Origin of the sequence: Bacillus sp. DU-106 (genome assembly GCF_004799705.1) — a bacterium.
In the GTDB taxonomy this organism is placed as follows: Bacteria; Bacillota; Bacilli; order Bacillales; family Bacillaceae_G; genus Bacillus_A; species Bacillus_A cereus.
Map to the genome: position 1 here is coordinate 874,229 of NZ_CP026607.1, position 12,812 is coordinate 887,040.

Genomic DNA, 12,812 nt, shown 5'->3' on the forward strand with positions numbered 1-12,812 from the left:
CTCGTTCTATTTGCTACATTTATTTCATAAATTATGGATAGAGTACAACAGCGAAGAGGGGGAGTGCGACATGATTTATCGCTTACTAGCTCTTAATATAGATGGGACACTACTATACAACAATGGAAAAATTGCAAAAGGATTAAGAGAAACAATTGAATTTGTGAAAAGAAAAGATGTATACGTTACGTTATTTACGAGTCGTAATTTTCAATCCGCTCATAAAGTAGCAAAGGCGTTAAAATTAGATTCTATATTAGTGACACATGGTGGTGCTTTCGTTTCAGCAACGTTAGATAAGCCGTACGTTCAAAGAAGATTGTCTGAAGAGAAGACTTTTAACATTGTGCAAGTGTTAGAGCACTTTGATTGTAACGTACGCATTTCTCATGAACGGTTTTCGATAGGAAATCGTGAGAGAAATACACCAAACTTAATTGCGCGCACTGTATTATCAAGCGCAGATCCCTTATTTTATCCAGTTCAATTTGTAGATTCGTTAGGTGACGCGCTTCGTGACCATCCGGTAGCGGCGCCAAAAATTGATGTTCTTTTCCAAACTAAAGGTGAAAAAGAACGCGGGCTAAATACATTAAGAAAAGCGTTCCAAGATGTAGAGTATGTTGAATGTGATTCAAAACGAATAGAAATTTTACCGCAAAATGTATCAAAGTTACGCGGGTTACAATTGCTTGGAGAGCATTTAAATATTTCGCTAAATGAAATGGTTGCGATTGGAGATAGTATGGAAGATTTAGAGGTTATTGAAAACGTGGGACTTGGGGTAGCGATGGGGAACTCGCCTGTAGAATTAAAGCAAGCAGCCGATTGGATTACACGTTCAAATAGTGAAAACGGTGTAGAGTACATGATTAAAGAGCATTTCCGTAAGCAGTTCCCGCTTCCGTTTTTGAAGAATCATAAAAATACACCGAAACGATGAAAGAAAAACGTAGCTTTTTGGCTACGTTTTTTGTTGAGCTTATTAAAAGGAATGAAAACGTTTTAAAATGTGAATTGTGTATGAAATCTATACAATTCACTTGAATCCTTTAGAAAACTAATGTAAAGTGAAGGATGTTGTCAAAATAGTTACACCACATGAAATATTCTTCAGATTAATTTTATTGGGCTCCCATACGTAAAAGTATTTCCGCATGACAGTTTAGTTCACGTATTATTTCAAAAATGAATTGTAGTAATTTTATTAAGTAGTTGTAGCGTTCCTTTGTTGTATTTAAATGGATTATTTTAAGTTAATGTGAGTAAGACCTGGTACATATGAAATGTACTTCTTTTTGTGATTTTAGGAAGTTTAAAAGGGGGAATGAATTTCTTGAGGAAATCATTTAATCAAAAAATTAAAAAGTTAAGTAGTAGTTTAATAGTTGTATTACTAATATGTATGAATTTTTTAATCCATTTACCATTTAAAGCAGAGGCAGCTACAACAGAGTTAAAAGGTTTAGGTGATGTATCTTATTACAACGCCATCATTTTTGGAGATCATAGTGCAACGAGTGCTGATATTGAAGGTGCGATGGCTGTTCAGAAAAATATGAAAGCATCAAGTTATACAGTCGTAGCGGCTGCAACTGGAGCAAATAACTTAGCTGGAGTAACTTGGGTAGATGAAGGATATCCATCATTATTACTAGGCGGTCAATTTACGAAAGCGGGAGCAGGACAAGTAATTATTCAAGATGGAACAGTGGCGATGACAAAAGACGGTGATCCAGATGGCGCAATGAAAACGTCATATGACCGTATCTCTTATGAAGAGCAAGCGGAGATTGATGCTAAGTTTAAAGAATTTAGAAAAGACGTTGATGGTGTAATTGGGGATGCAAGTAAACTACACACTGATAAGCCAAAACCTAATATGAGCTTTGGAATCGGTGAAGATGTAAACAACCCTAATATTTATGTCTCTTCAGGCCAGACGGGAAAGAAAGCATTCGATGTAAAAGACGTTTTTCTTCCGAATGTAGAGAATAAAGACTTTATTGTTATTTATTCAGATGCAGAAGAAGTGAGTTTTGGTGGCGGTGCAATTTTATATGATACAAGAAATACTGGGATGGCGACGGATTTAATTAATACATCTCAAGCATACGACCCTAATTCATCTTTTACTGAGTTAGCTAGTAAGGTAATTTGGGTATTTCCTAATGCTACAAAGATAACAACTAAAGGTTATGGTGTAGTAGGTAGTGTGTTTGCACCTAATGCAGTTGTAGAAACAAAAGGTGGTTCTATTAATGGACAAGCCTATGTTGGAGGATTACACCAAAGAGATGGTTTTGAGGTTCATAACTTTAAATTTAACTGGCCAAAATGGAATAAACCAGCAGCTGAAAAAGGACATTTACAAATTAAAAAAGTTGATGAAAACGATGGAAATATTGTTTTAAAAGACGCAAAATTTGATGTTATAGACAAAGATAATAACGTTGTGGCTACTGTTACAACAAACGAAAAGGGTATTGCGGAAGTTAAAGATTTACCACTTGGTGACTATTTTGTAAAAGAAATAAATGCACCAGAAGGATATATAAAAGTTGATACACCAGTCAAAGTAACAATTGATAATACAAACGTAATTGAACTTGTTATGAAGAATACGAAAAAAGTAGAGAATGGCCAATTTAAATTATTGAAAAAAGATAGTGAATCCGGTCAACTTCTGCCAGGTGCAAAATTTGATGTTATCGATAAAGATGGGAAAGTTGTGGAAACAATTGTTACAGATGATAAAGGTGAAGCCTTATCGAAACGACTTCCAGTTGGAAGCTATACATTAAAAGAAGTAGAAGCACCGAAAGGGTATGAATTATCATCTAGTTCAGTTTCTGTTGATGTAGAGGCTAATAAAGTATTGACTGTAGATGTGGTGAATAAAAAGATTCCCGAAAAAGTAACAGGTCAATTTGAAATTGTGAAAGTAGATGCGGAAGATAAAACGAAGGTATTATCAGATGCAGAATTCGAAGTGTATAAAGAGGGTAAAAAAGTAGATACGTTACGAACAGATAAAACTGGTAAAGTAGTTTCTCAGAAATTAGAACCAGGAAAGTACACATTAAAAGAAACGAAAGCACCACAAGGATATAAATTGCTAAAAGAAGAAATTGAAGTCGTTGTGGAAGCGGACAAAGTAGTAGAAGTACAAGTAGAAAATGCAAAAGAACTAGGAAGCTTACAAGTAACCAAAAAGGATGCAGAGAGTGGAAAAGTTCTAGCAGGTGCAGAATTTAAATTGAAAAATGAAGCTGGTCAAGTAGTTGGAGAAGCGAAAACAACGAATAAAGACGGTGTTGTGAAATTCGAAAACTTAGTGCCAGGAAAGTACACGTTAGAGGAAACGAAAGCGCCGGAAGGTTATAAGGCGTTAGAAGTAACAGTAGAAGTAAACGTTGTAGCGAACGAAGTAGTAAAACAAGAAGTTATGAATGAAAAAGTAAAAGAAGAAATTACAGGTCAATTAGAAATTACAAAGGTAGATGCTAATAATACAAATAAAACATTAGCAGGCGCAGTGTTTGAAATTTGGAAAGACGGAATAAAAATCGACACATTAACAACAAATAAGAGCGGTAAAGCGACTTCTAAGAAGTTAGAACCAGGAGATTACACTTTAAAAGAAATCCAAGCGCCAGAAGGATATACTTTATCCGATAAGGAAATGAAATTTACGATTTCTAATGAAAAAATTGAAGTTGTAAAGCTTCAAATTACAAATAAAAAAGATACAGATAAAGATCCGGAAAAACCAGGTGAAGGAACAGGAAAACCAGGTGAAGGAACAGGAAAACCAGGTGAAGGAACAGGAAAACCAGGTGAAGGAACAGGAAAACCAGGTGAAGGAACAGGAAAACCAGGTGAAGGAACAGGAAAGCCGGGTGAAGGAACAGAAAAGCCGGGTGAAGGAACAGAGAAGCCAGGTGAAGGAACAGAAAAGCCAGGTGAGGGAGTAGAAAAACCTAATTTACCAGAACAAGGACAAGGTTCTTCTAATAATCAACAACTCCCAGCTACAGGACACAATACGAATTACGTTCCATTCATCGGTTTTATGCTTCTGTTACTAGGAATACGTTTAAGATTCATGGCTAAAAATAGTTAACGGATGTATAAAAGGCATCAGAGATATACAATCTCTGATGCCTTTTAAATTAATACAGATAAATATTTTAAGCTTCAATTACGCTAAGCATTCTGTTTATAAATGCAGCTGCGTGAGCACGTTGTGATGGTCCTTTTGGTACGAATTGATTCAATTCATTACCTTTTACAATTCCATATCCATACACTCTTTGTACTTCTTCTTTAGCGTAAATTAAGTTTTGGTCTACGAATGGTAGTTCAACTTGTTTTGCAAAAATACCAGCGTGTTTTAGAGAACGATCGATCATAATAACAGCTTCTTCGCGTGTAATTGTAGTATTTGGATCAAATGTATTATCACCACGTCCGCGGATTATGCCTGCGCTTGCTGCACGATTAATACCGTCTCTTAAAGATGGGTGTACTTGTTCTAAGTCTGTGAAATTAGCATTTCCACTTGGTAATTGTAAAGCACGAGTAATTAATGTAGCAAATTCAGCGCGCGTTACAAGACGTTCTGGGAAGTACTTGCCGTTCCCTTCTCCTTGCATAATGCCTCTAGCTGCTAATTGACGAATGTCTTGTTCATACCATCCACCTGTAATGTCATCAGTTACGGGATTTTTTTGGTTTTCCTTATAGTATGTTTCAGTTCCTTTTAAGAAAGCATCCCATTGTCCGCGTTGAATCATAAACGCAGGGCAGTTTTTTCCTGACCAAAATTGGTGTTTTTGGACCTTATCTAGAGAAATATTTAAGTCGTTCATTAAATAAGCTGCCAATTTACGCGCATTTTCTACCGCTTTTTCATAGTTTCCATCTTGATTAACGGCAATTTCAATTCCGATAGATTCATAGTTTCCAGTTTTATTTCCAGCATGCCATCCAACTTCATTTACTGGAAGATGTTGATAAATTTCTTTATCATCTACTGTGAAATGCCAAGATGCAGCGCGATCAGCTGTTCCGCGTGCTTGATTATCTAAGAATTTTGCATGATTCAGAGCATTAGCACCTTTCGCTGTATTAGCCGTTTCGTGAATCGTAATATATTTAGGTACCATCGGGTAACCAGGGCGAATATCGTCATTTCCTTTTGGGACAATCATTTCTTTAAATGTAACGCCATAAATAGTGTTTGTTTGTAGAGCTTCTGGCGATCTCAATAAACTATTTTTAGCAGTACGACTGTTTTTTAATAATGAAGCTTTTGTACCTTCAAATGTAGCAGAAGGTGCATAAATCCATTTTGCTGTTTCGTTTATTTGGACTTTAAACCAATTTCCAGCTTGTTCAGTAGGAGTAATGACTTGTGGCTCTAGTTTCCCTTCTTCTTTAAACGATTGGAACGGAAGTGCATGTATGGAAACTTCTTCTTTTACGATTAATTTTTGGTTAGATAGTTTATGAATCTCTTGAACTTCTAAGCTATTATCATTGTTATCTATCCATCCAGCGCCAGTTGGCGTCGTTATGTAGTAAGCATTTCCTTTTTTCTTTGTCGCCGTTACGACTTGTTCTGTAATCTCGATATTCGATTTGTTTTTTAAATCATTCGCGGTATATAATGAATGTTTTTTTGAAGTGTATAGTAGGAATTGGCCAGTAACCTCGATATCTTCTTCATGAGTACTATGCTCATTAACATGCTCTTTAATACTTTTAAAAACTTGATCCTCCGTATATACTTCGGCGGATTTTTCAGCACTCTCTGCAAATGAATAAGTAGGTGCAAGAACAGTTTGTAATGCAAGAGAGAGAGTTAAAACACTATAAAATTTCTTTTTCATATTTGTTTTTAACACATTAGATTGTGGAATCTAGTGTTAACAGTCCTCCTTTTTATATTGTATTTTCACTATGTATCGATTTTAACACTAATAAATTTTAACAAGAGAAAATCATGATGTCTATATACATGAGCAATATTCATAAAAAGAATTATTTGAAAAAATGTAAGAGAAACAGGTAAAACCTTCTGTATTGACCTGCAAACGCCCTTCAAGTAAACTAAAGAGAGTTTGCAAATGAAAAGGTGATAATGTTGTTAATTTCAATTAAAACGTTACAAGATGATCGTTTTTTACGTCCGCTACAAAATATTGGCGGCTTATTTTTTGAAGAGAGTACGATTGGATTTGAACAAGAGGAAGCAAATCTTATCGTTGATATACACATTGAAGAGAATGTGAAAGCATCTGCTCGTTTAACAGATGTTGCGACTGGAAATGTGTATGAAGAAACATTCGCAAAAGATTTATCTGCTTTTACAGATGAAAAAGAGCGTATGAAGCAAGTGAAACACGTTGTTTCTTATGTATATCTTTCTGTTCTTCAGCAGTTAACTGGTATTGAACAAAGCTGGGGGATTTTAACGGGAGTACGTCCGACGAAACTTCTTCACAAAATGCTTCAAAATGGTATGTCAAAAGAAGAAGCGCATCAAGAACTTCGTGAAAGTTATTTAATTCATGAAGAGAAAATTGAACTTCTTCAGCGCATTGTTGATTGCCAATTAGCAGTTGTTCCGGATTTATACCGTTTGAAAGAAGAAGTAAGTATTTATATCGGTATTCCGTTCTGCCCAACGAAATGTGCATATTGTACATTCCCGGCTTATGCAATTAATGGACGCCAAGGATCTGTTGATTCGTTCTTAGGTGGTTTACATTATGAAGTTCGTGAAATTGGTAAGTTTTTAAAAGAAAAAGGTGTAAAAGTTACGACGATTTATTACGGCGGCGGTACACCTACAAGTATTACAGCAGAAGAGATGGATATGCTGTATGAAGAAATGTATGAAGCGTTCCCAGATGTGAAAAATGTGCGTGAAGTAACAGTTGAGGCAGGTCGCCCAGATACAATTACGCCAGCAAAGCTAGAAGTGTTAAATAAATGGAATATTGACCGTATTAGTATTAATCCGCAGTCATACCATCAAGAGACACTAAAAGCAATTGGACGTCATCATACTGTAGAAGAAACAATTGAGAAATACCATTTAGCTCGTGAAATGGGAATGAACAATATTAATATGGACTTAATTATTGGTCTTCCTGGTGAAGGGTTAGATATCTTCAAGCATACGTTAGATGAAACAGAAAAGTTAATGCCAGAATCATTAACAGTTCATACGTTATCATTTAAACGTGCTTCTGAAATGACGCAAAACAAACGTAAATATAAAGTAGCAGGTCGCGAAGAAATTACAGCGATGATGCATGAAGCAGAAGAGTGGACGCAAAAGCATAATTACGTACCATATTACCTATATCGTCAAAAGAATATTTTAGGTAACTTAGAGAACGTTGGTTATGCAATGCCGACGCAAGAAAGTATTTACAACATTGTCATTATGGAAGAAGTACAATCAATTATCGGACTTGGTTGTGGTGCATCAAGTAAATTTGTTCACCCGAAGACGGAAGCAATTACGCACTTTGCGAATCCGAAAGATCCAAAATCATATAATGATGGCTTTGTGAAATATACAGAAGATAAACTGAAAATTTTAGAAGAGCTATTTGCATAAGAAGAAAGAGGTTGTTCCGAGTCGGAACAACCTCTTTTTTATCCTGCAGGCGGTCCGATTATATCTTATCAGTTTTTGTCGGTAAGTCGATATATTTGAAAAATCGCTGATATAAATTGAGTTGTGGTTGATATATTTCAAGTTACGGTCGATATATCTGGAAAATCGCCGATATAATTTCATTTACCGCCTAGCGGTACCGTATGTAAAACTATGTCGATAATAATCAGAAAAATTAGTCAAATCATTAGAGGACAATGTCTACTTATGGACGAAATGATAGATTTATGAAAGAGAAAAGGGGGAAATTGTTGGCATGTATATGACGATAGGGAGAATTTTTGATTTATCAGTTGGTAAGTATCCAAATAAAGAGGCGTTAGTGGAACCTGAAAAAAATATTCGCTGGACGTATAAACAGTGGGATGAACAAATAAATAAAACAGCGCACGCTCTATTAGAAGAAGGGGTAAGAAAGGGAGATACGGTATCTGTTTACTTATATAATTGCCATGAATTTGTAAACGTTTACTTAGCCTGTGCGAAAATTGGAGCGATCTTTAACCCGATTAATTTCCGCTTAAAAGCAAAAGAAGTATCTTATATTCTTCAGGACGCATCCTCGAAAGTCGTTGTCTTTGAAAAAGCAGTTGAGTCAACTGTTGCTATAATTGAAAGAGATTTTCCAAATACATCTTTTTGGTCTATAGAAAACGATAAACCTTCCTATGCAAGTTCCTACCATGAAAAAGTGAATGAAGCATCTTCTGAGAAAGTAAATATCGAAATTGATGAAATGGATTATTGTTCTATGCTGTATACGAGCGGTACGACAGGTCATCCGAAAGGCGTGTTACATCGCCATCGTGAAATGGCTGAGCATAGTATGATTTGTACGTATTTCCTAAAATATAATAGAGATAGCGTTGGGCTTGTTGTTGCACCTTTATATCACTGTGGTGAATTAAATGCCGGAATCATACCACGCATTCAAGTTGGCGGAAAGAATGTTATTTTGCATCATTTTGATACAGAAACAGTATTACATACGATTCAAGAAGAAAAGATTACGACGTTCTTTGCAGCGCCGACGATGTGGAATATGTTGTTGCAAAAAGATTTAGCTCAGTATGATTTAACGTCAATGAAAATCGGTATATATGGCGGAGCAGCAATGGCACCGGCGTTAGTGAAGGAATGTAAAGAACGTCTTTATATTGATCTTGTTCAAATATACGGAATGACAGAAATGGGGCCAGTTGTTGCATTTCTCGTAGAGGAGGATCAAATTACGAAAGCTGGTTCAGCAGGCACGCCATGTTTTAGCCATGAAGTTCGTATTGTGAAACCGAACGAGGATGCACCGGCAGAACCAGATGATGTATTACCTCCTTATGAAGTGGGAGAAATTATTTTACGCGGCCCAACTATGATGGCTGGCTATCATAATCGTGAAGAAGCGAATAAAAAATCGATGTATAAAGGATGGTATCATTCTGGTGATCTAGGCTATTTTGATAAAGACGGTTATTTATTCGTTGCTGATCGCGTTGACGATATGGTAATTAGCGGTGGCGTAAATATTTATCCTCGTGAAATTGAAGATTTCCTTCATAGTCATCCAGGTATATTAGATGTGGCGGTACTTGGTGAGCCAGATGAATTATGGGGAGAGCGTGTTGTGGCAGTTATTGTGAAGAAAGATGAAACAATAACAGAAGCTGATTTAGAAACGTATTGCAAAGAAAGTGATGAACTAGCAGATTATAAACGTCCGCGTCATTATTTATTTGTAGATGAACTCCCTCGTAATGCGAGCGGGAAGTTGCAGAAGTTTGTACTGAGGGAGTCGTTGAAAGGTGCGAAAAAATAGAAAATGCAGGATGCCCCATATCTATGGGGTATCCTGCATTTTTCTGTATTAAACAGAAGAAACAATATCTTTGTTAATTCTCATTTTTTCTTGGTGAAGGTTAATTAGCGCATTTGAAATAAGGTGGAAACACAAAGTGGATGTAATACAAAAAGAAAAGACACCCTAAGGTGCCTTTCTCCGACTTGAACCATTTCATTTCATACGAATCGGAATCTATCCGTATTACCATTACCCCTTTGTTATGAGTGTAAACACACACTATAAAGCAGAATCGTCTATATACACTAGATTGTTAGTTCACAAAAGACAAGAGATTTGAGATCAATATCGAAGTGACGCCACATCCCCTATAATAATTGATATGTTACGCCTTTTAAAAGAATCTGCTTTATAGAACGTGCCCACAAGTTATATTTTACTACATGTAATATTCATTCAGTGTATTTTTTGATGAATATGTATAATTACATAAACTGTATGAAAAAAGAGAGTATACTCTGATGTTGTGTAATAAAGATAAAGCCCGCCTATGGAATAGGGGGCTTTTCTTACTTTTTATAAATATTTATTCCAATTATATTATCAGATGAGTCTAAACGAATATAAACGTCAGCTGATAAAAGGTGTGCATTATATATTCGTTGTTTATATGTTGATATCTCGAAGCGTTTTCCATTTAATTCACATTCTAGAATAATCATATCGCCATGTTCTTTCCAATTTATTAATTTAGCAGTTGTATTCATATAAACCTCCTCTGAATCATTTTATGAAAATTAATAGAGATAGTGTGAGAAAGGAGTTTATATAACAAAAAAAGACACCTTAAGTGTCTTCTTTGATTACTATAAAAGTCGTTGAATGAAATAGGTTTCTATTTTTATTTGCGTGAAAAGCCTTCTTCATCAAGGTATTCCGCAGCTTCTGGATAAGAGTTGAATGTACCGTCTAAGTTTACACCAGCGTACACGTTCCACATGTCATCCTCTGAAATAAGAGTAAGAATATGACCATCTTCGTTCTGCCATTCTTCTTCTTTCGCAGGTTCTACAGGTGCTACTACTTCTTCTTGTGATAGAAGGTCAATTGATTTCTCAATTACTGAACGTAACTCCTCTGCTGAAAACTCACGGATGTTAACCATGCCTTTATCATCTGTTTTATAACCTTTAATACCGCTTGCATATACAAATCCATTTCCATTTGGGTGTAAATGAAATACAACGTTCTTTTTATCTAAACGACTTTCTTCAAAGTGGAAGTTTACACGTTTTAATGATACGTTCTTTCTTTCTAGTTCTGGGAAAGATTCAATAATCGATAATTTTTCTTCAAAAGTTAGCATAGTGCCTCCAAGTATATAGTAAAAGATTTAATTTGTTCATTATAGCATAGTTGCAATTGTTTCCAAAGATAAGGGGGAAACTTTTCATTGAATACGTTTACGTCACGAGAATGTAAAAAGTGAGCTAACGAATGTATCTTTTTAGGTGTACAATGGAACATGGACTTTATACAAAGGTGGTTTTTTTTATGTTTCAAAAAATAGCAAAGGAATGTTTAGCAGGATTTACTGTTGCGATTGTTGCGTTACCACTTGCGATTGCATTTGGTATTGCCGCGACAGGAACGTCTGAGGGAGCGCTTGTTGGATTGTATGGTGCGATTTTTGCAGGTTTATTCGCAGCGTTATTTGGCGGGACACCTGGGCAAGTAACAGGGCCAACTGGACCAATTACCGTTATTGCAACAGGAGTTATTGCGACGCACGGGTTAGAGGCAAGTTTTATTGCCTTTATGATGGCAGGGTTATTTCAAATTTTATTCGGTGTATGTAAGCTCGGTTCTTACGTTCGATATATTCCGTATCCTGTCGTTTCGGGATTTATGAATGGTATTGCATTAATCATTATTTTAGGCGAAATAAAGCACGTACAAAATAGTTTTTTACTTGTTGTGTTAACGATTATTGTAATGATTGTTTCTGGTAAATGGATTAAGGCGATTCCGTCTAGTTTAGTAGCACTAGTCGGTGTGACAGCTTTGCTTCCTTTATTTTCTTCCTTACTCGAAGGACTTACAGTAAAGTTACCGATTATCGGAAATCTTTCACTAAATAAAGTAATTGAAAAGATTGGAACCATTCCAGAAGCGATGCCTACGCTTCATATTCCATCTTTAAGTGGAACAGGAATAGCAGCACTTATTTTGCCAGCGCTTAGTATTGCTTTATTAGGATCGATTGACTCGTTGTTAACATCGGTCGTAATGGATAATGTGACAGGTACACGTCATAAAAGTAATAAAGAACTGGTCGGACAAGGTATCGGTAATATGATGAGCGGATTGTTTGGCGGATTAGCAGGTGCAGGTGCGACTGTAAGGTCTATCGTGAATATAAGAAGTGGCGGTAAAACGGCACTTTCGGCATGTATGCATAGTGTTATCTTATTTATTTTTATTATGGGTCTTGGTTCGGTCGTACAATATATTCCACTTGCTGTATTATCAGGTATTTTAATTTTAACTGGTATTGGAATGTTCGATTGGGGAAGCATGAAAAAGATGCATGTCGCTCCTAAAGGTGATGTCGTTGTTATGCTCGTAACGATGATTGTAACGGTGAAGTTCGATTTAATGATTGCTGTTGCATTCGGTATTATTCTTTCGTTCATCATATATATGGTGAAATGTAAAGAACGTAAAACTTCTATCGTAAAAGAAAAAGAAGAAACGTACACAATTCAAGGACCGCTCTCTTTCCTATCAGTAGATCGTATTTTCTCTACTTTACAAGATGTGAAGTCACCGGTTATTTTACGTATGAAAGATGTGCGTTATATGGATGTATCAGGAGCTATGGCCTTATTAAATTTTGTTGAGCAATCAAATAAAGTAGGAGCAAGTGTAAAGCTTGAGCAAGTACATCCGAGTATTGAAAAAACAATCGCAGTAATGGCAAGCGATGAACAGAAAGAGCAATTGAAAATCTTAAGTGTTTAGATGGTAATTAGAATATCTCACAATCTTACATAAATTATAATGTAGAGTTGTGGGATATTTTTATAATGTTTTTAGTAATATGTATCGCAGTGATAGGGAGGAAGGGCTCTTTTTGCGTAACAGAAACGGTTATAGTGTGTACATACATAATGGAAGGAATTAGAAAAAATATTGTGAAGAGACAGGCTTAAATGGGTTCTCTTTTCTATTTTGAAAAAAAAACCAAGTATTCAACCTATAATAAATTTGTTATGATAACCAATGGGATAAAGTGAATTCCTATCGTTTAAAACA

Annotated in this window: 8 protein-coding genes; 5 read left to right on the forward strand and 3 right to left on the reverse strand. The window is 35.8% G+C overall.

Features of this window, described 5'->3' with window-relative positions; genetic code table 11:
- The first annotated feature begins 70 nt into the window (after positions 1–70).
- Together C3Y97_RS04600 and C3Y97_RS04605 are read left to right on the forward strand one after the other, a co-directional pair.
- Positions 71–943: a Cof-type HAD-IIB family hydrolase gene (locus C3Y97_RS04600; protein ID WP_000640431.1), complete on the forward strand. Its 873-nt coding sequence runs from the start codon at positions 71–73 to the stop codon at positions 941–943.
- Between the two features lie 393 nt (positions 944–1,336).
- A complete protein-coding gene (locus C3Y97_RS04605; protein WP_136363071.1) occupies positions 1,337–4,126 on the forward strand; it encodes an MSCRAMM family protein in 2,790 nt (929 codons plus the stop codon).
- A 67-nt stretch (positions 4,127–4,193) separates the two neighbouring features.
- On the opposite strand, the gene C3Y97_RS04610 is transcribed toward C3Y97_RS04605, so the two are convergent.
- Positions 4,194–5,897, reverse strand: a complete 1,704-nt coding sequence (locus tag C3Y97_RS04610; RefSeq protein WP_136363073.1) for an S-layer homology domain-containing protein — start codon at positions 5,895–5,897, stop codon at positions 4,194–4,196.
- 251 nt (positions 5,898–6,148) lie between these two features.
- Here C3Y97_RS04610 and C3Y97_RS04615 point away from each other — a divergent pair, with 251 nt between their 5' ends.
- Both C3Y97_RS04615 and C3Y97_RS04620 read left to right on the forward strand, forming a co-directional pair.
- Positions 6,149–7,639: a coproporphyrinogen III oxidase gene (locus tag C3Y97_RS04615; protein WP_136363075.1), complete on the forward strand. Its 1,491-nt coding sequence runs from the start codon at positions 6,149–6,151 to the stop codon at positions 7,637–7,639.
- A 316-nt stretch (positions 7,640–7,955) separates the two neighbouring features.
- Positions 7,956–9,512: a fatty acid--CoA ligase gene (locus C3Y97_RS04620; protein ID WP_000281991.1), complete on the forward strand. Its 1,557-nt coding sequence runs from the start codon at positions 7,956–7,958 to the stop codon at positions 9,510–9,512.
- Between the two features lie 551 nt (positions 9,513–10,063).
- On the opposite strand, the gene C3Y97_RS04625 is transcribed toward C3Y97_RS04620, so the two are convergent.
- Both C3Y97_RS04625 and C3Y97_RS04630 read right to left on the reverse strand, forming a co-directional pair.
- On the reverse strand, positions 10,064–10,261 hold the full coding sequence (locus tag C3Y97_RS04625) for a hypothetical protein (RefSeq protein WP_001098258.1): 198 nt from the start codon (positions 10,259–10,261) through the stop codon (positions 10,064–10,066).
- Between the two features lie 134 nt (positions 10,262–10,395).
- Positions 10,396–10,860 (reverse strand): hypothetical protein, encoded by a 465-nt coding sequence (locus C3Y97_RS04630; RefSeq protein ID WP_000954998.1) that lies wholly within the window; start codon positions 10,858–10,860, stop codon positions 10,396–10,398.
- A gap of 188 nt (positions 10,861–11,048) precedes the next feature.
- On the opposite strand from C3Y97_RS04630, the gene C3Y97_RS04635 reads away from it, so the two are divergent.
- Positions 11,049–12,518: a SulP family inorganic anion transporter gene (locus tag C3Y97_RS04635; protein ID WP_000486653.1), complete on the forward strand. Its 1,470-nt coding sequence runs from the start codon at positions 11,049–11,051 to the stop codon at positions 12,516–12,518.
- Positions 12,519–12,812 lie beyond the last annotated feature (294 nt).